Below are 22,377 nucleotides of genomic sequence, written 5' to 3'. Positions count from 1 at the left end.
AAAGCAGGTAAAAGTAGATGATATCTTATGAGCAGAATGAACAAAAGAAAAAAGTTAAATAAGAAAAAAATATATTGAATATGAAAAAAGTAGAAGGTGTAATTATGGATTGGGCCGGAACGGCAATTGATTTCGGATGCTTTGCTCCCGTTGATGCGTTTGCCAAAGCTTTTGGTGACATTCAAATACCGATATCGGTAGAGGAAATTCGCATTCCTATGGGATTGTCAAAAAAAGAGCATATCAGGCAATTGTTGCAAATGCCACGCATTGGTGGCTTATTTGCAGAAAAGCAACAAAGGATGTGGAATGAAGAGGATGTGCTCAGTTTGAATCAGGCTTTTGAAAAACATTTATTTAGCCAACTATCTTGTTACACTACTCCTATACCTGGCGTAATAGAAATAATGAATCAATTAAGAGCGGATGATATAAAAATAGGTTCAACCACAGGCTATACGGCGGCTATGATGGAAATCGTTCGCCCTGAAGCTTTATTAAAAGGCTATCACGTGGATAGTTGCGTAACTCCAGACCTTTATCCGGCAGGACGTCCGGCTCCTTTCATGATTTTTCAAAACATGATAAATCTTAATGTACAATATTTGGATCGGGTAGTAAAAGTGGGTGATACGATAGAAGATATAAAAGAAGGAGTAAGAGCGGGGGTGTGGACCGTAGGTATTATTGTAGGTGGAAATATATTGGGCCTCACGGAAGAAGAAATGAAGCGTATACCCGAAAATGATTTGAAAGAAAGAATTAATACTATCAAAAAAGATATGCTGCAGGCAGGAGCAGACTATGTCATTAACACAATTGCAGAATTGCCGGAGATTATTCATTCAATAAACACTAAACTTTAAAATGGAACAACCTTATATTCTTCTTACTCCGGGTCCTTTGATGACATCCGAAACCGTAAAAAAAACGATGCTTCGTGATTGGTGTACGTGGGACGACGATTATAACATAAATATCGTTCAAGATATTCGGGCGAGATTGGTGAGTTTGGCTACTAAACAAACGAGCGATTATACCAGCGTATTATTGCAAGGCAGCGGAACTTTTTCGGTAGAAGGAACCCTAATCAGTACAATTCCTGCTAATGGAAAATTATTGATACTAAGCAACGGAGCTTATGGCGATCGTATGCAACAAATTGCGGAATATGCCAATATTCCTCATGATAAAATCACCTGGATCGAATCTGAAACAGTGTCTCCATCTAAAGTGGATGATTATTTAAGTTGCCACACCGATATTACACATGTTTCGTTTGTACATTGTGAAACAACTACGGGCATCTTGAATCCGCTCCAAGAAATATGTTCTGTGGTAAAAAAACATAATAAATGCCTGATCGTAGATGCGATTAGTAGTTTTGGTGGAATTCCCTATGACATCGGAGAATTGAAAATTGATTTTCTGATCGGAAGCTCTAATAAATGTTTACAAGGGGTTCCCGGATTTGGCTTTATCCTCGTCAGGAAAGAAGCCCTCCTTCAATGTAAAGGTAATGCCCGTAGTTTGTCTCTTGATATTTTCGCTCAGTGGGATACTATGGAAAAACAATCGGGAAAATGGCGGTTTACATCGCCCACCCATGTCGTTAGGGCGTTTAAGCAGGCATTGGATGAATTAGATGAAGAAGGTGGAATATCCGAACGCCATCGCCGCTATCAGGAAAATCATAAAATTTTAATGGAAGGCATGCAGGCCATCGGTTTTGAGCCCTTGCTTGATACGTTCTTGCAATCACCAATAATTAGTTCATTTCTCTATCCAACTCCTTCATTCTCTTTCAACTCGTTTTATAAGGAGTTAAAAGAAAAAGGATTCGTTATATATCCTGGAAAGATTTCAGAAAAAGAAACATTCAGAATCGGCACAATCGGAGAAGTTTACCCCGATGATTTTAAGAGATTAATAGCGGCAATTGCGACGATTGATGTATCTAAAAATCTTAAAGGTAATGGTAGTCAAAAATAGCTGGGTGATTTTAAAAAAATAATTGCATAACGTCATTGTTCATCTGAAGAGGAAAGCCCTGGAAGCCAACTTTTCAAGCAAAGCTGGATATTGATATGATAAAAAAGAGGTCGTCTCCATGTTTTCGCAAACATAAGAGACGACCTCTTTTTTATACATTTTTTGATATGCTTAACTAAAAGCATCTTCCATTAGAAAAAATGTATCATTTGATGAAGTTGAGCCTTTCCAAAATCCATCTCCAGAACCAGATAAAACTACTTTAGATTCTTTTGTTTCGACCGATGGGTATATAAAATATCAAAAGAGGCTGGCTCAAAAATATGAGCAGCCTCTTTTTCCATCGATGACTTATAAAATAATGCTTGAAATAAAGGTTTATTATGCCTTCTATGTCTTCAACTATTTCATTTCTCTCTAATAAATCACCTCATGGACATGATTCAGATTCTCTTCTTCGTCGCCATCGCCGAAGTCGATGCCAGGGACGAAATTATGAATGGCATTTAGCATATCCTTCGGTGCCTGCCAAACTTTGTTTCCCCCCACATAAGTGGCGTCAATAATAATGTCCTTAATTGCATCGGGCGAAACTTTGCGCGGGTCTTTCCGCAGTACCACAAAATCGGCTAGTTTGCCGGGAGTGATGGAGCCTTTTTCTTTCTCTTCGAAAGTAGTATAAGCACCGTCGATAGTCCATACTTTAATTGCTTCTTCAACAGTAACACGCTGATTACCTCCGTACACGATGCCGTTTTCGCCTTTGCGGGTAACCATATCCTGAATACGCAACATCGGATTGGCTGCAGATACAGTGGCATCAGAATGGCCGGCTACCGAAATGCCCATGTCAATTGCGGTACGGAAAGCATGCGTCATCTGAAGCCGTTTTTCACCATAAGACGCCAACTTATCCCCATGCTCCCACATATAGGAGTGGAAGACAAGGATGACGCCGGCTTTCCTGGCTCGTTCAAGAAGCGGTAAGGTGATGATGCTCGCGTGCTCAATGCGGTGGCGCGCATCAGGCCGTGGATTCTTAGCCTGGGCATGTTCTATGGCAGTAAGCACCATGTCGATTTCACGATCGCCATTCGAGTGGGTGGCTGTCTGGAATCCCGCGTCGTGCATGGCTTGAAATGCTGAATCGAGCCTTTCCTGAGAGCGGGCAGGCGGAATACCGTAGTAGTCTGCCCTGTCGGAATATGGCTCTGAGAGCCAGCAGGTACGGCCGCTAAGCGAGTTGCCGTGAAAAACCTTGATCGATGTTATGCGCAGATGATCATCGCCGAAGCCGCTTTTTATACCAGCAGCTTTAAGTGAAGGAACGTTGGACTCAGAAAACATGAAGGCCATACGGATGGGGGCACCAGCAGCGCGCACGGCATCATACAATCGGAACGATTGAGGGCTTCCACCGGCTATACCGATGCTGGTAATACCTACTCTCGCATAGTTGCGGAAACACTCGAGATAACCCTCTACCTGGGCATCAAACGGAATACGCGGTTCGGAACCGTTACCCATACCTCTCAACAACCGACTCGCAGATTCCTCGATGATGCCATTTGGCGTGCCATCGGGATCGCGGCCTAAAGAACCGCCGGGAGGGTCCTGTGTGTCTTTGGTGATACCTGAAGCCTTCAGGATATACGAATTGACAACGGTGATGTGCCCTGACGAGTGGGAAATTGAGATAGGGTGCTCAGTGGAAACCTTGTCAAGATCATACCGGGTTGGGTGTCGGCCTAACTTAGTATCCTGATAGCGCACACCTCTTACCAACTGGCCGGGAGGCGTCTTGTCTGCCTTAGCTTTTAATACGGCAATAAGCTCATCCATGTTATGGACTTTCTCAGGACCAAGCCAGGGAACGTAATAAGGTGAGTTTTCGTCGTAGACACCGGAGGGGTGGAGGTGAGTATCGTTGAATCCGGGAGTAACTGTCATCCCTTTAAGATCGATAATCTTCGTGGATGGCTTAGCCATACGGCGGATTTCGGCGTTCGTCCCAATCGCAGAGAAGCGGCCGTTAGTGACAGCGAAAGCTTCTGCATAGGGACGAGCGGGATCCATAGTAATTACTGTCCCGTTAATATAGATTACGTCATCACCGCCGAAACGCACTACGCTTGTTGCCCATGAGTTGTGGCTTAACAAGAATACTGCTAGCGTGAATAGTACGAATTGAGTTATGCTTTTCATTTATCTGATATCTGTTTATTTTATTATTAATTGCCCCATGGATTTGGTACTATATTAGAGTTCGCGTCTATTTCCACGATCGGAATCGGCAATATGCACCTGAAGTTATTCCAGTCAATTACTTTTGCGTAATCTGGCAAAAACATTTTGCTTTCTGCATCATCCGCCCTGAAAATTGTCAGGCCATTTCTCAACAGATCGAATGCACGATGCCCCTCACCGAAAAGTTCTTTTCGTCTTTCTTCCAATACTTTTTCCAGCGTAACCACGTCTGTAATGCTTTTCGCGGGATTTTCCCTCTTAACGATTGCATTAAGATAGCTCACAGCTTTATCGTTCTGATCACCCAGTTTCGCAGCTGCTTCGGCAGCATTAAGATATGCTTCCGAAAGACGGTAAAGCGTTACATTCGATTCTGTTGGTGCGCTGCCACCATTGGTATATTTAAGTATAAACGCTGGAAAAGCACTTGCATAATTAACTCCTTTACGCAGCATGGTGAGTCTCACATCATTCGGATCAGCACTCAACAGGTTGTAGAACGACTGTGTCAGTCCGATTTCGTGATATGCATTCGATGTATTTGCTGCACACCAGTTGGGGATGCCATCTGAACCGGTATTTTGCGCGGCGTTGTTAACAATTTCAAAAAGGCTCTCGGTAGAATACTTTGTTTGCCATTGCGTCGGGTAATTGGTGTTTGTATAGAGGGCATAACCTGCTGCCTGTGCTCCAGTGATGCATTCTTCTGCTTCACGCAGCGCATTTACATTGTCACCCTTGTAGAGGTACACCCTGCTGAGCAATAATTTTGCTGCCCATCTGTTGAAACGCGCACGGGAAGCGGTTCTGTCTGTTGATAATAACGGAATGGCAGCCACTAAATCGGGAATTATCACTTGTTCATAACACTCGGCAACAGTGCTCCTTACAGGTTTAGCGTCAGCTGCCAGGGGGCTTGTTACGATGCAGGCGCCCAGGGAAGCTCCGTTGTTTTTCAAATAAGGATATCCGTATACCCTGCAAATATCGAAATGTGCCAGCGCCCGCGCCATAAGCGCTTCGCCCTTAATATAATTGCGCTCTGTCGTTTGTGCCGGCGTAACTTCAATATGGTCTATCAACGAAAGGAGATTGTTGGCAAGACGTATCACCGCATATGGTTGACTCCATAACTCTGAGGGAGCATTTTGCGGGTTATAATCATAACGATAGGTTGCACCACTACGCGTACTGCTATTTCCCCATGTCCGTATATCGTCGCCGCAGATGTCGGCATGCCACATCATTCTTCCCCCATAATAACTGGAACGTTGCATCTGATAATATACGCCGTTAATTGCCGAACGGGCATCTGTAACAGTTTTAATAGCGACACTCGATTCTATTTTGTTGCTGGGGAGCAAGTCCAGCCAATTCTTTCCACAGGATGAAAGAATAATCATCATCACTGCGATCAATAGTTTATTATAAATCGTTTTCATCTGTGTATATTTTAAAGAGTTAGATTGATACCAAAAGAATAAGATTTTAAAGGCGGAGTATTGTACCACATTGATCCATCATCTGGTACTTCAGGATCATACCCCTTGTATGCAGCGAGTGTCCAAAGGTTTTGTCCGGTGAAATAAACACGCAGTTGGTTTACCTTCATTGCATTGGTCCATTCCTTAGGCATGCTGATACCTGCAGACAAATTTTTTAGCCTGATATGGTCAGTAGAGTGGATTCGACGGGAATTGTGATACGCTCCCATACTGTAGGTGGTTGAAGTGCCGGGTATCCATGCTTCATATTGGGCATTGTCGCCTGGTTTTTTCCAGCTATCTCTGTAAAACGTTGGAATCTGATTGATGAGCGCATCTGCAGCTCCGCTGTTCTCTGTTTTATCGCCAGCCCTGTCATACGAATATCCTCCCAGTGTAGATGAAAAAGTAAAACTGAGGTCTAATAACTTCCACTTGAAATTGTTCGAGAATCCTATAATAGCTGTAGGGAACGGCGATTTGTAAGGAATACGGGTCGCTTTACTGCCATCGTCTGTCACGGCACGATTAATTGTCCCGTCCGGAAGTTTATTGTTCATGAAAAACATGGCACGGCCATTTTCCGGGTTAATATGCGAGAACTCAATCACATAGTATTGATACAGCGGAAGCCCTTTTCTTCGAATCGTATAGGAACTTATTACATCTGCATCAGTACCATCCATTTCTAGTATCGCATTTTTATTGTGCGAGATATTGAACTGCGTATTCCATGTCAAATCTTTCCTTTTGATATTCTGCGTATTTACGGTAAATTCAACACCCCTGTTTCTCATACTGCCGATATTGGTTGTGTAGGAAGAGAAACCAGTTGTCCGTGAAACTGGGAGATTCATAAACAAGTTCTTCGTGGTTCTGTCATAAAGTTCAACAGTCAGGTCAACCCTGTTTTTGATCGATAAATCAAGCCCTGTATTCAAAGTATAGTTACCTTCCCACACCAGCTTTTCATTGGCAATATTACCTGCCATCAATGCTGTGCCGCCATTATATGAATTTGTTGAAGCAAGACTTAAATAAGAATATGATCCAGAAGGTCTATTGCCATTGACGCCATAAGAAACGCGTAATTTACCGTTTGTGATAAGATCACTGATGCTTTTCATGAAATCTTCCTCTGTAAACTTCCATCCGGCAGAAACCGACCAGAAGTTACCCCACCGGCTACTAGGATGTAATCGTGAAGTACCGTCGCGACGAAAACTTCCTCCCACATAATATTTGTATTTCCAGTTATAATTCGCTCTCGAAATATAAGACACCATTCGATCCTGCGAAAAATATCCGCCGACACTTACCGGTACTGAACCGTTACCGATCTCGGTATAGTCGTAGTTTAGGAAGCCTGTTGCCTGACCATTCAAAGAATTATCATAGCTATCCATAACCTCAAATGCAAGCAAAGCGTCAAGATTGTGGTTATTGCCCAATGTCTTTACATAATTGACATTAGACGACCAAATCCTTCGGCGGTATTCATCATAGATTTTATCAGTCGTACCGTTAAGCGTTGGCTGGTTGGCATTTATCGGATGGTCCCACTTGTCGCCTCTGGATAAGGTAAAATCATAGCTATACGTTGATTTTAATGTGAGTTCCGGTAGTGGTGTCAATTCCATGTACATGGTATTGAACGCTCTTGTAACCTGCTGTTGGTTCTTGTTGTATTTATAAAATGGAACAATATTCCGGGATGTTCCGCCAATAAGAACGGTATTGAATGTGCCGTCCTTGTTGTATACGGCATCTGAAGGCGTATTTTTTATGAAGGCGGCATACATAGGCGAAGTATACCAATTCTCATCATATCCAAGGCCTTGTTTCATATCCGAAAACATCAGGTTATCTCCCAGACGGAGCCATTTTTTGGCGTCATATTTAACATTCACCCTGCCAGTATAGCGGTCGAGGTCCGCAATTTTCTGTATACCTTTTGAATTGGTATGGCTGAATGAAGTATAATAAGTCATCTTGTCTGACCCACCAGACACGGATAATTCCTGATTATTTTGCGAACCTTTCCTAAAAGCCTCTGTCCTCCAATCGGTCCATCCCGACCATGGCGCTACCGCCCAGCGTGGAATATCTCTGCTTGAATCGGCTTTAGCCATTCCATTGGCGTATGCTATTGCATCTGCCTCTGATAATTTGTTCACATACATACCTTGACGTACATAAGAATCGTATATGAATTGACGTCTTTCTTCTCCTCCCATTACCGGGCGATAGTTGTAGGCAAAATCAGAGCCACCGAAGTCGGATGAAAAACTTATCCTTGGCTTGTTTTTACTACCTTGTTTGGTGGTAATAAGAATAACACCATTAGCTGCTCTCGAACCCCATAACGACGCGGCGGCAGCATCTTTGATAATGGTGATGTTGCTGATGTCGGAGGGGTTGAGCGTTGACATAATTTCCGTTCCTCCTCCGAGGCTACCCGATCGTCCTGTACTATTGATGTCGCCCGAAATCACAGGAACACCATCTATTACCAACAATGGGCTGTTGGATGCGCTGTATGACCCATATCCCCTGACTCTTATGGTGGAAACACCACCCGGCTGACTAGAAGTGGTGTTTACGGCTACTCCGGGGGCATTGGCCTGAATCATGGAGGCCACAGTTCGATTGGGCATTCCTTCCGTATTGTCCGCTTTAATCATCGAAGTCGAACCGTCGCTGTGGAATTTCTTTAAATCGCCAAATCCTGTGACCACTACTTCGTTCATCTGTTGCAAGTCATTAGTGAGTTCGACATTAATAATACGTTTGTCGAGCACTGTAATATCATAAGTCCGGTACCCTATGTACGAAAATGAAAGAACAACATTGGTATTGGGGACATTGATGGAATACTTGCCGTCGACATTTGTGACCGTCACTATCTGAGTTCCTTTTACCGAGACATTTACGCCAATCAAAGGCTTTCCATCTGTATCGGTTACCTTACCAGACACGGTTATTGATTGTTGCTGTACCAACTTTACACTATCCATGCCTGTATTACCTGCAGCGAAAAGATTTGAGATATTTAGCCAGGTAAAAATCAGGTAAAATGGTACAATCTGGATAATTTTTCCAAATTCCTTTTTATTTATCATACTTATTAATTATATTTATTTTTTTATATGTTGGCTTCTATGAAAGATTAACAAGTGCTAATTTGTTCATCTAGGAGTGTTCCTCCACCTGTTTATGATAAAGCAAGAGAATATTTTTCATCAGCGAAAGATGGGATTGAATATTATCCAATTCATTTCCCAGATCGAATTTTAAGAACACCAAACGGTTCAGTTATGGGCAGGTAATGTAGCAAAGCGTTCACTCACCTTTATTATCGCTCATACATTGTTCAATAGGCTAGCTAGGCAGGATAATCTTTTTCTCTTGATTTCACATACCCAATACATAATGCTTATTTGTTTTTAAAAAATTATTTATTTGTACAACATTAACCATCCGATTAAATAATAAATTTGTCAAAGCCACCTTTAAGTTAGCCTCTATGGCTTCATAAGCATATATAGAGATAACGAACTATTGTAGTTTATCGAATACGAAAATACCCAGCTTATGAAATTTAAAGAATGAATGCATCATGAATAATGTATGAATATTCTGTGTTGTTTCATTATTTGACATTCATTTAATATTCACTTAATATTTACTTAATAACTAGTATTGTTACGTACAAAGGTTATATGAAAGTATTGTCAATATCGAGTTTGCCGGAACAGTTAGGGCAATAAAATTCCTGCTCTCATATTGCTATGAAAGGAAATAAAGGCATACGATTGCTGTCGCCGGGTGCCAGCGATGATATATTGCTCATATAATACATCAAAGAGCGTCTCATTAATAAATAAGGCGCTTTTTGATGTCCGCCACGCATATGCCGTTATTTGAAATAGTAATGATAGATTTCATTAACTTCGCCGCCGCATTTTGTATAAGCCTCTGTAAATGCCAACTATTTTTAATATACCGGCTTTATATTAGACATCCAGCGTAAGCAACAACATGCCACAGATTTTTCTGCGGCTTTTTATTTGTAACAGTTAATAAATCATGCATAGCCCGGCTTTTGAAAATTCAGTATTCTGCCCATTTAAGGATGCAGTATCAGCACATGCATTAGCTGCGGGGCTTACCTTTTCTGTGGATAATGAAAAGCATCCGCTTTGCATGTTGGCGGCAGAAGAATTACAATCGCATTTACGTCGTCAACAAGAGTGGAGCCATAACTTTGGCTTCACTGCAGATGTTGCTGGGGCCGTAATAGGAAAAATGTTTGGTGTATTAGTGGTACGAACATCCGCTCAACAACTCGGTTATTTGGCAGCCTTTTCTGGCAAACTTGCAGGAGGAAACCATCATACAGGATTTGTTCCACCTATTTTTGATGGTGTGGCAGCAAGTGGCTTCCTGAATGAAGGAATGACGCAACTAACGTATATTAATCAAAAAATCAGAAGTCTGGAGCAATTGAGCCAAGAGGACCATAAGGAAGAGATACAACGGTTAAAAGCACTGCGTAAGGATCATTCCGTTTCATTACAGAAAAAAATTTATGATCAATACCATTTCATTAATAAAGCTGGAATATCAAAGAGTTTGGTGGAGATTTTTGAAAACGCTGCTTATAAAAACCCTCCTGCAGGGGCAGGTGAATGTGCTGCTCCTAAACTCTTACAATATGCGTTCCGCCACCATATGGAACCCTTAGCGCTGGCAGAGTTTTGGTGGGGGCTATCTCCCAAGTCGGCTACCTGGAAGCATGGCCAATTTTACCCTCCTTGCCACGAAAAGTGCGCGCCAATATTGGCACATATGTTAACATAATCGTACTCCCGTTAAGGGGATACGCAACTCAAAAATTGTACAACGTAAAACAATCCATTCTTTTAAAGTAATGGCTTAATACCCGCAAGATCATGAAATTATAAGAGGTTGTATCAACAGCGATACAACCTCTTATAACCTCCGAAAACCTCCCACTACCAAGTTGATCACGCCGGTACCATACCATGTGGGTCAATGACAAATTTTTTCGCTGCTCCTTTATCAAAATCGTGATATCCCCTGACAGCATCGTTCAGGGTAATTACTTCTACATTAACAGCGTCAGCTATCTTGATCTTATTGTACAGGATAGCATTCATGAGTTGACGATGGTATTTCATTACCGGGCACTGACCGGTATGAATGGAGTGTGATTTAGCCCAACCCAATCCGATACGTATACTCAGGCTGCCTTTTTTAGCAGCTTCGTCCACCGCGCGGGGATCACCGGTAACATACAGCCCCGGAATGCCTAACTGTCCGCCTGCGCGGGTTACTTCCATAATGGAATTAAGTACGCTGGCGGGTTGTTCTACATTGCTGTCGTGGCCATGTCCTTTGGCTTCAAAACCCACACAGTCTACTGCGGAGTCCACTTCAGGAACACCAGTGATGGCCGCAACCTGGTCAACTAAAGAAGCATCCTTTTTCAGATCTATTACTTCGCATCCAAAGCTTTTAGCTTGTGCAAGCCTTTCATCGATCATATCACCTACAATAACTATGGCCGCTCCCAGTAAATGGCAGGAAGCTGCGCACGCCAGGCCTACAGGTCCGCCACCGGCAATATAAACGGTACTGCCTGGGCCTACGCCTGCGGTAACAGCGCCGTGGAAGCCGGTAGGGAAAATGTCTGTCAGCAAGGTGAGGTCTTTTATTTTCTCCATAGCCTGGTCGATGTCCGGAAATTTAAGGAGATTGAAATCCGCATAAGGTACCATCACGTATTCAGCTTGTCCGCCTACCCAGCCACCCATGTCCACATAGCCATAAGCAGCGCCAGGCCGGGTATCGTTTACATTCAGACAAATGCCTGTTTGCCCTGCCTTACAATTGCGGCAGCGGCCACAGGCAATATTAAATGGCACCGATACCAGATCGCCTACTTTAATAAACTCTACATCCCTGCCCGCTTCAATAACGAATCCCGTGATCTCATGGCCTAATATAAGGCCGGAAGGAGCGGTGGTACGACCCCGTACCATATGTTGGTCGCTCCCACAGATATTGGTAGACACGATTTTCAGGATGACTCCGTGTTCGCATTTACGGTCACCTAAAGCAAGGCGGGGATAATCAATCTCCCTCACTTCAACAACGCCAGGTTCTATATAGGCAACCCCATGATTCTGAGACATAAGATAATTTTTTATGTTATTGAATAGCATCGGCGCCAGCCTGCGCCACAATATGATCATTTTCTACTGCATCTCCCGATACACCTATTGCACCGATAATTTCTCCTTGCGCATTTTTGATTAACACGCCGCCAGGGAAAGTAATGAGTCCGCCGTTGGAATGTTCAATATTATAAAGAGGACCTCCCGGTTGGGATAGTTTTCCGATTTCGCCGGTAGGCATGTTAAAGTACCTTGCTGTACGAGCTTTTTTCTGCGCAATATCTATTGAGCCTAACCAGGAGCCGTCCATATGAACAAACGCAACAAGGTTGCTACCTGCATCTACAACGGCTATATTCATAAGGGTTTTGATTGCTACGGCTTTTGCTTTAGCTGCGGCAATAGCCGCTTCTGCCTGTTTTAACGTGATATTCATAATTGGTTTTTTGGGTGAAAGGAAACACTCAATGTTAGGCATATCTGTAGTAGGGTAATTGAACAATTGTCTTTATTTATATAACAATGCTATTTTTCTGTCGTTGCCAGATGAGAATTTATCGATAAATTTATAAGACAAAGGAAACAGGCGGTTTGCGTTTTTTGATCATTATAAAATATTTAATAATGAACCAGATATGCCACCTCGCACCAATTAACCTGAGTGATGCCACCTCCCTGGATACAATGGTAGAGCACCGCCGTGTATTTAACCTCCGGCATTGTGAGCTGAATATCTTTGAAACGCACCATCGTTGCCGTAATGTAGCCTTATCTTACAATGGACTCGTGGTTTCCAGTATGATGCGTGGTAAGAAGATGATGTCGCTTTCGGGTTCCAAAGAATTCTATTTTTTGCCGGGAGAAAGTGTGATCCTGCCAGAAGGGGTGTCTATGAAAGTAGATTTCCCCGAAGCAGATGAAAGACATCCTGTGCAATGTGCTACCCTGGCGCTCGACTGGGATATAGTGAATAAGCACCTCGCTTTCCTGAATGAACAGTATCCCAATAAGGAAACATCTTTTGAATGGAAACTAAACTTTGCACAGTATCATTTCTCCAATAACCAGGAGCTGGCCAGTAGTATTAATAAACTGATCAGTATTAGTATGGAAAGCGACCTGGCAAAAGATGCATTGGCGGACCTTTCCCTGAAATTTTTATTGCTGCGGATTATCCGGACACAAAACCTGGCTACTATCAATGATACCGCTATCCATAGTCATCGTTTTACACCGGCTGTACAGTATATAAAAGAGCATTTAACGCAAAAGATCAGTATCGATGTCCTGGCACGGGAATCCTGTATGAGCAAATCAGTTTTTTTTCAGGCTTTTAAAGAGCAGTTTGGGATTTCACCCCTGGAGTATGTGCTGCGGGAGAGAATCCAGCAGGCGAAGCAGATAATGGCTGATGATACACTGAGTATTACAGATGTGTGTTATCAGTCGGGGTTTAATAATCTGAATTATTTTATCAAATTGTTTAAGCGATTAGAAGGAGTAACCCCCAAGGAGTATCGGAAATGAAATATTGTACATTTTTAATCTGAAGAACATTTTTCCAAACTTCCGGGAAGCGTTTTTAAACTAAAGGAAAACAACTGGAAGATACCCCCTGCCGATGCCCGTTAGGTGTAATAAGTGGTATGTAAAGCGGTAAGTGCTAGCAGCTCATTGGTTACCCTGGCACGGGTAAGGGCAAATTTGAGAGCTTAGATCAGAATAGGCTAGTAGGGTTAAAAGATTCACCTAGGGATAAATTTATCCCCTATGGTCTATTTTTGTACCTATATTTATCTTTGTAAAAGAATAGATACAGTATGTACGAGAAAAAAATATCAGTTCCCCTGACATGTGGACTCACACTTACCAAAGAAGTATTGAATGGTAAATGGAAGGCCAACCTGATTTATGCAATATCGCAAAGTATAAAGCGGCCAAGCGATATTTTGAGAGCGATACCCGATGCCACCAAGAGGGTGCTTAATTTACAGCTAAAAGAGTTAGAGGAATATACTATTATTAGTAAGAAGATTTACCATCAGCTACCGCCAAAAGTTGAATATTCCCTAACGCCGTTAGGAGAATCGCTTATGCCGATTATTGAGGCGATGAATAATTGGGGCGAACATAACAGGCCGTTACTCGAACAGGTAATCGGTCGCACAGGTAATAATCATGAAGAGGTGGAACAAGGAATGTAAATAAGCCTGAGGTTGTAGTTGTTTGACTTTTCCTATTGACTATCAATCTGTTAATATTGGTAAAATATAAAAACAAATACAAATTATATAACAATCGATCTGGAAAAACACCTACTTTTGTAGCGAAATGAAAAAGTTCCTTACGCTCATATTAGCTGTCTTGTACATGGGGCCTTCCACCGGAGCTACCTTCCATATGCATTATTGTATGGGAAAGCTGGTTGGAATGGAGCTTTGGCATGTAGACAATAATAAATGTAGTAAGTGCGGCACCGAAGCTCATAAAATATGCGCTAAAAAGTGTTGTAAGGACGAGCATAAAACAGTGAAGCTGGAGAAAGATCAGAAAGCCACTGAAGATGCTGTTCACCAAATGCAGCTGATAGCCGTTGCTACTCCTGTTTCTTATATTGGGCTACCACAGGTGCATTTTGTTTCTGTGGTAGAAGCATATCCTATCTGTAATGCACCACCCCGAAGTGATAAAGTACACCTCCATATATTAAACTGCACTTTCCGTATCTGATTCCCACCTCTTCCAAGGCGTATCTTACTTTATTGGATCCCTTCATTTTATTCTTAGTCCGCCTGGTATTTAACGATAATAATTATTTGAACTGCTTTATAACGCATACAATATAGTATATGCGGGATAATTGCTGCATTTGTCTTTGAAAAAAACAGACATGGTACATCGCATTATTGAATGGTCATTGCGCAACAGGTTTGTTGTTTTAGGAATGGCGGCAGTATTGTTTGCCTGGGGGCTTTTTGCCGTGAAGAAAAACCCTATTGATGCTATCCCTGATTTATCAGAAAATCAGGTGATCGTATTTACAGAATGGATGGGACGAGCTCCGCAATTGATAGAAGACCAGATTACCTACCCGCTGGTAACCAATCTGCAAGGGCTTCCCCAAATAAAATATGTGCGCGGGACATCTATGTTTGGTATGAGTTTTATCTATATCATCTTTAAAGATAACGTAGATATTTATTGGGCAAGAGAAAGAGTGCTGGAAAGACTAAGTACTATCTCCCGTACACTGCCTGTTGGTGTTATACCACAGTTAGGACCAGATGGCACCGGTGTGGGACACGTTTTATGGTATACTTTAGATGCCCCTAATATGGATTTAGGAGAGCAACGGGCATTACAGGACTGGTATGTAAAATTTGCCCTTCAAAATGTGGAGGGGGTAAGTGAAATTGCTTCTTTTGGCGGATTCCAAAAACAATATCAGATCACAGTAGATCCTAACAAGCTACTCTATTATCGTTTATCCGTTGCTGAGGTCATTAATGCCGTCCGTACTAATAATAATGAATCCGGTGGACGAAAATTTGAATTGAGTGACATTGGATATATTATCAAAACTTCCGGTTATTTAAAGTCTATACAGGAAATAGAGAATATTCCTGTTAAAACGCAAAACAGTATTCCTATTCGGATAACCGATGTTGCTGCGGTGCAAATGACTGGCGAAACCCGCCTGGGCATATTCGATCAGGATGGCGCAGGAGAAAGGGTTGGCGGTATTGTCGTTATGCGTTATGGAGAAAACGCAGCTGCTGTAATAGATAAGGTTAAAGCCAAGATGAAAGAAGTAGCCAAGGGCTTTCCTGATGGTGTAAAGTTTGATATTGTTTATGATAGGGGGAAACTTATTCAGGAATCGGTTGATTCAATTAAACATACACTCCTTGAAGAAATGATGGTGGTATCTATTGTAGTAATCATTTTCCTTTTCCACTGGCGCAGTGCTTTAAGCATCATTATACAGATTCCCATTACACTGGCCGCCAGCTTCATTCTTCTGAACGCCTTTGGGATTTCTTCCAACATCATGTCGCTAACGGGTATTGCCCTGGCCATTGGGGTTATTGTAGACAATGGTATTATCATGAGTGAGAATGCGTATAAACATTTGGCCGAAAAGTATGCCCAGTGTGAAGAACAGCAAAAAAACACACAACTATGAACTGGCTAAAAAATAAAATGAAAAAGTCACCGCAATGGATAACCGAAGAAGAGCGGTTAAAGGTAATAGAACAATCCAGTAAGCAGGTGTCCCGTGGGGTGTTTTTTGCTACGATCATTATCATTACTTCTTTTCTGCCGGTATTTATGCTGACAGGCCAGGAAGGCAAGCTATTCCATCCACTGGCATACACGAAAACATTTATCATGATAGTGGATGCCTTTTTGGTAATTACGCTGGCTCCAGTGCTGATCTCTTTCTTTATGAAAGGGAAATTCAGACCGGACCATGATAACCCGGTGAACAGGGTGTTGGAACGAATTTATGAACCCGTGATAAAAGGCGTACTAAAATGGCGTAAAACTACCATAGCAATCAACATTATTGCGCTGGTGATCACCATTCCCTTGCTAAAAAGTCTGGGTAGTGAATTTATGCCACCACTTGATGAACAAAGTATATTGTTCATGCCTGTTACACTACCTGATATTTCCAATTCAGAAGTAAAGCGCATTTTACAGGTGCAGGACAAGATTATTAAATCTGTCCCGGAGGTAGACAAGGTATTAGGTAAAGCAGGACGCGCCAGTACGGCTACGGATAACTCGCCTATCAGTATGATTGAAACTATTATTATGCTGAAGCCCAAAGCGCAGTGGCGCCCGGGTAAAACCAAGAAAGATATTATCAATGAACTGGATGCTAAATTGCAAATTCCCGGTGTTGTTAATGGATGGACACAACCCATCATCAACCGTATCAATATGTTGGCAACGGGTATTCGTACTGATGTTGGTGTAAAAGTATATGGACAGAACCTGGACACTATTGCAGCTGTATCCGAACGGGTAAAGAATGCACTCGAAGGTACACCGGGCATCATGGATTTATATGTGGAGCCAGTTACAGGAGGTAAATACCTGGATATTGATATCAAAAGATCGGAGCTAGCGCGTTATGGCCTGAGTGTAGATGATGTAAACCAAACAGTAGAAACTGCATTGGGTGGTGCACCTATAGGAAATACCATTGAAGGCCGGCAACGGTTTTCTATTAGTGTACGTCTGGCGCAGGACTACCGTAATAGTGTAGAACGTATCAGGCGTATCCCACTTATGTCACCGTCCTTTGGTGAAGTACCGTTATCATCCGTAGCCGACGTTGATTTCAAAGATGGCCCACCAATGATTGCTTCCGAGAACGCTATGCTTCGCGGTGCCGTTTTATTCAATGTACGTGGCCGTGACCTGGGAAGCACTGTAAAGGAAGCCATTAACAAAATGAGCGATGCTAAGGGTATTTTGCCACAAGGTTATTATGTAGAGTGGAGTGGTCAATATGAAAACTTGATACGGGGTCAGCAAACGCTGATCTGGATTGCACCTGTGGTATTGGCGATCATTTTCTTTTCCCTATATTTTGCCTTTAACTCCATCCGGGAAGCAGTCCTTAGCCTTATTACCATTCCTTTTGCTTTAATCGGCGGCGCCTATATGATTTATTTCTGGGGCGTGAATTTGTCTGTTGCAGTGGCAGTAGGCTTTATCGCATTATTTGGTATAGCAGTGGAAACTGGTATTGTAATGGTGATATACCTTAATGATGCTATGCTGCAGCTGGTGAAGCAAAAAGGAAATTCTGCTGAAACGATTACTAAAGAAGACCTGCGTACACAGGTGATCTACGGTGCCGCGAAACGTTTACGCCCTAAGCTGATGACTGTTTGTGTATCACTATTCGGCCTCGTGCCGGTACTATGGTCCAGCGGTGTTGGTACAGATGTGATGAAGCCCATTGTGTTGCCAATGATTGGTGGCGTACTTACGTCTTCCACTCATATTTTACTGGTGACACCGTTGATCTTCTTATTATCTAAAGAGTATGAATTACGTAAGTACGGAAAATTGCAGATCCATGAAGTACATCATTAAATATATAGTATGGTTGCTATTACTGATGCCTGTGCAATTGCTTGCGCAGCAGATACCTGTATTGCCTTTAGATAGCATATTACTTCGAATTGACCGTAATAATATATTACTGCAAACATACGGGCTAAGAGCAGAAAGTTATCAATACAGTGCCGACGCTGCTACCGCCTGGATGGCACCCATGGTAGGGATAGGAACGTTTATGACGCCATACCCCGGCCAAAAATTGATAGACGACAGGGACAAGGGCAGCCTGATGCTGCAGCTGGAACAAGATATTCCCAATCCTGCCAAACTGAATGCAAAGAAGCGATACATTGCCTCTCAGAGTAATATTGAACGTGCTAACCGGGATATTACGCTGAATGATTTTAAGGCCCAGGCGAAACGTCTTTATTTTAGTTGGCTGATCGCAGAACAACGTATTACCGTATTAGAGGAAAATGCGAAAATTCTGGTGATGATGAAAAAAATTGAAGAGGTCCGGTACCCATATAATCAATCACAATTAAGCAGTGTATATAAAGCTACTGCAGCGATTGAAGAAAACCATAACAGGATTCATTTGCAGGAGGGAGCCATCGCTAAGGCAAGATCATGGCTCAATAGCCTGATGAATGCGCCGGGCAATCAGGATTTTGAAATAGACGCTTCTTATTTGCCTGATTTTGTAGCGGCGCCATCTTATGATACTGCCTCACTGGCGGCAGTTAGAAAAGATGTGTTTAAAATGGATCAAAGTATCCATTCTATGGAATTGAGTGTAGAAAGCATGAAGCGGGAGAAGAAGCCTGATTTTAAAGTACGTTTCGACCACATGAAACCACTGGATGGCATGATGCCGAATGCTTTCAGTGCCATGGGTATGATAAGCATCCCTATTGCCCCGTGGTCATCCAAAATGTATAAGTCTGGTATAAAGGCCATGCAATATAATGTTTTGGCAATGGAAAAGGAGAGGGCTGCTATGTTGCAGGAAACACAGGGCGTATTGTATGGTATGCAGTATGAGATAGTATCTATGCAAAAGCATATTGCTGCTATGGAAGAAAAAATTATCCCTGCTTTACAGCAAACACTTGATGTCAATTTTCTCAATTACCAGGAGAACAAACTGGCATTAACCAATGTGATCGACTCATGGGAAGCACTTACCATGATGCAGTCGGATATACTGGACGAAAAATTAAAACTCTACGAAATGATAGTGGATTATGAGAAACAGTTATATCGTTAAAATATTATTTGGGGCAGCTATTGCTTTAATAGGGCTCGCTGCCTGCAAAAGCAAGCCTGATAAGGAGGCGCATGCTGATCATAAAGTTGGGCACCTCTATACCTGCCCTATGCATCCGCAAATAATCAGGGACAAGCCTGGCAAATGTCCTATATGTGGAATGGACCTGGTATTGAAAGACGCTAATAAGGAATTAGTTATTGACAGTAGCATTGCCAGATTGACAAAGCCAGTGAATACACAGGTAATTGCTACTATTCCTGCCATTAGTCCTGAAAGTAATACCCGCATTTATTCATCTGAGGTGAGTGGTGTTATTACCTATGATACCCGGAACCAAACCAGTATCTCCAGTAGAGTAGGCGGGCGTATAGAAAGATTGCTGATTAAGTATAATTATCAGCCGGTAAGAGTGGGACAGCTTATTATGGAAATTTATTCACCGGATCTTGCAGCTGCTCAGCGGGAGCTACTCTATGTTGCAAGGAATACTGATAACATGCTTCCACAGGCTAAGCAGCGGTTACAGTTGCTGGGGATGCAACCTGCTCAGATTAACCAGGTGTTGAAAACCGGGAATATATTATATCGGATTCCTGTGTATAGCAACAGCAGTGGTTACATCTTGGAGAAATCTGCTACAGCTGCCAGCCCCATCATTTCACCCGCTCCTGTTGAAGGTGTTGCAATGGGAGGAATGGAAGAGAATGTACAAGTGGTGGGCGCAGTGCCGGCCACTCCTGTTGCCTCACCGGTGTTGCTCAGAGAAGGGCAGTATGTAAATGCAGGGCAGTCACTATTCACGATTTATCAGGCTAAAGACCTGATTGCGGAATTTGCTTTTCCGCCACAACTGGCTGCCAGAATAAAGAATGGACAAAAACTACTGTTTTATCCTATCATTAATAATAAGGCCTTGCAGCCAGGCAATATCGGTTTGATTGAACCGGCTTTCCGTAATGGGGAAAATTTCACATTGGCAAGGGTTTATCTGGATAATAATAATTATCAGGTAGGGCAGTTGCTTCGTGCAATTGTTCCTATTGTTTATACAGAAGGATGGTGGCTGCCTAAGAAAGCAGTCTGGCGGTCAGGAAATAAGTCCGTTGTTTTCAAAAAGGAAAATGATGGATATGTTCCGGTGGCTGTGCAAACAGGTGTAGAAACAAAAGACATGATACAAGTAATTACGGATATCGGTGATTGGAAAGTAGCGACTAATGCGGCTTACCTGGTTGATAGCGAGAGTTTCATTAAAGCAAAAAAATAAAATGCAACAATAACAATATGGAAAGGAAACGATTTATAAGGACAGTTGCGTTTGTTTCGTTGATGCCAGTACTGTTGTTGGCTGCCTGCAAAGAAACAGCCAGGAAAGGTGTATCAGCAGATGGCAAGAAACAAACTTACACCTGCCCCATGCACCCGCAAATAGTTCAGGATAAGCCAGGTACCTGTCCTATATGTGGAATGGACCTTGTTCCATTTGACAAAAATAATAAAGAAGCCTCGCTTACATTGAGTGAGAGCCAGATAGTGCTGGGGAATATCACTACAATGGCAATAGATATAGGGACTTTATCAAACTTTAAACAGCTGAACGGCCGGTTGGTATCTGATCCTGAAAAAACAGCCGTTATTTCGAGCAGGGTGCCGGGCCGCATAGAAGTATTATACGTAAAGGAAACAGGTGTAAAGGTGAACAAGGGCCAACCTTTGTATAAAATATATTCTGAGCAGTTAGCTTCTTTGCAACAAGAATATCTGCTTGCTGTTGCTCAGGTAAAACAATTCCCGGAAGATGTCCGGTTTCAACAAATAGAAAAAGCGGCACGGCAAAAGTTGGTTTTATACGATCAAACAGATGCGCAAATAAACCAGTTGCTTCAGTCGAAAAAGGTGAGTCCTTACATCATTTATCCGGCAACTGTTAGCGGAGTGGTGTCCGAACTATCCGTATCAGAGGGGCAATATGTATCAGAAGGCGGAGCTATTATGCGCTTGGAAGGCTATCAGCAATTGTGGGTAGCAGCAGATGTTTACCCGGCAGAGGCATCTGCTATTCATATAGGTCAATCTGTTAAAGTATTGGTTGCGGGTTGGGAAAACGAGCCACAAACAATGACCATCCAGTTCATCAACCCGTCTTTACAAAGTGGCAGCCAGTTAATGCAGATAAGGGGCACTGTTCCTAATCCGGATAATCGCTGGCAGCCGGGATTACAGGCCGGTGTTTTATTGCCGGTGAAAAGTAAAGGAGATGTACTGAGTTTACCAGTAGATGCAGTAATAAGAGATGGCAAAGGCTCGCATGTTTGGGTAGAAATAGCCAGAGGGAAATTTGAGCCACGCATGGTAGAATTAGGCATGGAGAGCTTTAATGCTGTGGAAATTACCAATGGCTTAAAGGAAGGAGATAAAGTGGTGGTAACAGGCGCCTATTTATTGTATTCAGAATATATCCTGAAAAAAGGATCTGACCCTATGGCAGGCATGGTAGGTATGTAGAACATAATTATTAATTTCTCTCATCAATTAAAAAATCAAACAAATGAAACCGATAATTAAGTGGGCAATACTAGCATTGATAATTATTTTTTTTGCAGCATGTGGTGGCAGTAACACAGGAAAGAGTGAAAACAAAGATACTGCAAGCACCAGAATGGATGAAAACAGTATTTCCGTGGCAGTTATTCAGCTGAAAGATGATAAGCTGAATGCTGTTTATCAACATTACGTGCATCTGACAACAGCGCTCATCAACGGAGATGATGTTGAAGCCAAAATAGCCAGCAATGCGATAGAAACAGGAGCCAAAGAGATCGCAGGCGGTAAAGGAATAGAGATGGCTGCCGCTAAAATAATTGCTGCAAAAGATATTGAAGAACAGCGGGCTGCCTACTCGTCTTTGAGTAGTGACTTTATTTCTCTCGTGAAGAAATCGGGACTAAACAGTGGTGAGTTATATGTAGATTTCTGCCCCATGGCCATGAATGACAAAGGTGCTTACTGGCTGAGCGAAAATAAGGAAATAAAAAATCCTTATTTAGGTGAAAAGATGATGACATGCGGGGATATAAAAGATAGTATCAAATAA

General features: G+C 42.4%; 17 protein-coding genes. 12 read left to right on the top strand and 5 right to left on the bottom strand.

The window, feature by feature from the left end:
- Positions 1-80 precede the first annotated feature (80 nt).
- Entirely contained in the window at positions 81-866 is a 786-nt protein-coding gene (phnX, locus tag ACDQ55_RS16540) for a phosphonoacetaldehyde hydrolase (protein ID WP_420982560.1), read from the top strand.
- 1 nt (position 867) lies between these two features.
- On the top strand, positions 868-1,992 hold the full coding sequence (phnW, locus tag ACDQ55_RS16535; RefSeq protein ID WP_420982559.1) for a 2-aminoethylphosphonate--pyruvate transaminase: 1,125 nt from the start codon (positions 868-870) through the stop codon (positions 1,990-1,992).
- Between the two features lie 417 nt (positions 1,993-2,409).
- Here the strand turns inward: phnW and ACDQ55_RS16530 are convergent, their stop codons facing one another.
- From ACDQ55_RS16530 to ACDQ55_RS16520, 3 genes are read right to left on the bottom strand one after another with little or no spacing between them, the layout of a single operon-like run.
- Positions 2,410-4,197, bottom strand: coding sequence for an amidohydrolase (locus ACDQ55_RS16530; protein ID WP_420982558.1), 1,788 nt, complete (start codon positions 4,195-4,197; stop codon positions 2,410-2,412).
- 26 nt (positions 4,198-4,223) lie between these two features.
- Complete coding sequence (locus ACDQ55_RS16525; RefSeq protein WP_420982557.1) at positions 4,224-5,681, bottom strand: RagB/SusD family nutrient uptake outer membrane protein; 1,458 nt, start codon at positions 5,679-5,681, stop codon at positions 4,224-4,226.
- 11 nt (positions 5,682-5,692) lie between these two features.
- Entirely contained in the window at positions 5,693-8,845 is a 3,153-nt protein-coding gene (locus ACDQ55_RS16520; RefSeq protein WP_420982556.1) for a SusC/RagA family TonB-linked outer membrane protein, read from the bottom strand.
- A gap of 967 nt (positions 8,846-9,812) precedes the next feature.
- Here ACDQ55_RS16520 and ACDQ55_RS16515 point away from each other — a divergent pair.
- The gene (locus tag ACDQ55_RS16515) at positions 9,813-10,586 is read left to right on the top strand and encodes a pseudouridylate synthase (protein ID WP_420982555.1); all 774 of its coding nucleotides are present in this window, start codon (positions 9,813-9,815) and stop codon (positions 10,584-10,586) included.
- Between the two features lie 167 nt (positions 10,587-10,753).
- On the opposite strand, the gene fdhA is transcribed toward ACDQ55_RS16515, so the two are convergent.
- Together fdhA and ACDQ55_RS16505 are read right to left on the bottom strand one after the other, a co-directional pair.
- Entirely contained in the window at positions 10,754-11,944 is a 1,191-nt protein-coding gene (gene fdhA / locus ACDQ55_RS16510) for a formaldehyde dehydrogenase, glutathione-independent (RefSeq protein ID WP_420982554.1), read from the bottom strand.
- A 16-nt stretch (positions 11,945-11,960) separates the two neighbouring features.
- A complete protein-coding gene (locus tag ACDQ55_RS16505; protein ID WP_420982553.1) occupies positions 11,961-12,362 on the bottom strand; it encodes a GlcG/HbpS family heme-binding protein in 402 nt (133 codons plus the stop codon).
- Between the two features lie 188 nt (positions 12,363-12,550).
- Between ACDQ55_RS16505 and ACDQ55_RS16500 the strand changes: the two genes are divergently transcribed.
- The 9 genes from ACDQ55_RS16500 to ACDQ55_RS16460 all read left to right on the top strand — a co-directional run bounded on the left by ACDQ55_RS16500 (position 12,551) and on the right by ACDQ55_RS16460 (position 22,377).
- On the top strand, positions 12,551-13,453 hold the full coding sequence (locus tag ACDQ55_RS16500; RefSeq protein ID WP_420982552.1) for an AraC family transcriptional regulator: 903 nt from the start codon (positions 12,551-12,553) through the stop codon (positions 13,451-13,453).
- 293 nt (positions 13,454-13,746) lie between these two features.
- The gene (locus tag ACDQ55_RS16495) at positions 13,747-14,130 is read left to right on the top strand and encodes a winged helix-turn-helix transcriptional regulator (protein WP_420982551.1); all 384 of its coding nucleotides are present in this window, start codon (positions 13,747-13,749) and stop codon (positions 14,128-14,130) included.
- Between the two features lie 127 nt (positions 14,131-14,257).
- Positions 14,258-14,656, top strand: coding sequence for an HYC_CC_PP family protein (locus tag ACDQ55_RS16490; RefSeq protein ID WP_420982550.1), 399 nt, complete (start codon positions 14,258-14,260; stop codon positions 14,654-14,656).
- A 139-nt stretch (positions 14,657-14,795) separates the two neighbouring features.
- Entirely contained in the window at positions 14,796-16,112 is a 1,317-nt protein-coding gene (locus ACDQ55_RS16485) for an efflux RND transporter permease subunit (RefSeq protein ID WP_420982549.1), read from the top strand.
- Entirely contained in the window at positions 16,109-18,043 is a 1,935-nt protein-coding gene (locus ACDQ55_RS16480; RefSeq protein WP_420982548.1) for an efflux RND transporter permease subunit, read from the top strand. The genes ACDQ55_RS16485 and ACDQ55_RS16480 overlap by 4 nt, the downstream gene beginning before the upstream one ends.
- Positions 18,027-19,280, top strand: a complete 1,254-nt coding sequence (locus ACDQ55_RS16475; protein ID WP_420982547.1) for a TolC family protein — start codon at positions 18,027-18,029, stop codon at positions 19,278-19,280. The genes ACDQ55_RS16480 and ACDQ55_RS16475 overlap by 17 nt, the downstream gene beginning before the upstream one ends.
- Positions 19,258-20,550, top strand: a complete 1,293-nt coding sequence (locus ACDQ55_RS16470) for an efflux RND transporter periplasmic adaptor subunit (RefSeq protein ID WP_420982546.1) — start codon at positions 19,258-19,260, stop codon at positions 20,548-20,550. The genes ACDQ55_RS16475 and ACDQ55_RS16470 overlap by 23 nt, the downstream gene beginning before the upstream one ends.
- Before the next feature lie 17 nt (positions 20,551-20,567).
- Positions 20,568-21,788, top strand: a complete 1,221-nt coding sequence (locus tag ACDQ55_RS16465; protein ID WP_420982545.1) for an efflux RND transporter periplasmic adaptor subunit — start codon at positions 20,568-20,570, stop codon at positions 21,786-21,788.
- A 43-nt stretch (positions 21,789-21,831) separates the two neighbouring features.
- Positions 21,832-22,377: a DUF3347 domain-containing protein gene (locus ACDQ55_RS16460; RefSeq protein WP_420982544.1), complete on the top strand. Its 546-nt coding sequence runs from the start codon at positions 21,832-21,834 to the stop codon at positions 22,375-22,377.

It is taken from the genome of Chitinophaga sp. 30R24, from assembly GCF_049056765.1.
In the GTDB taxonomy this organism is placed as follows: Bacteria; Bacteroidota; Bacteroidia; order Chitinophagales; family Chitinophagaceae; genus Chitinophaga.
Note: the sequence above shows the minus strand (reverse complement) of the source record. Positions and strands in the feature narration are given on the sequence as shown.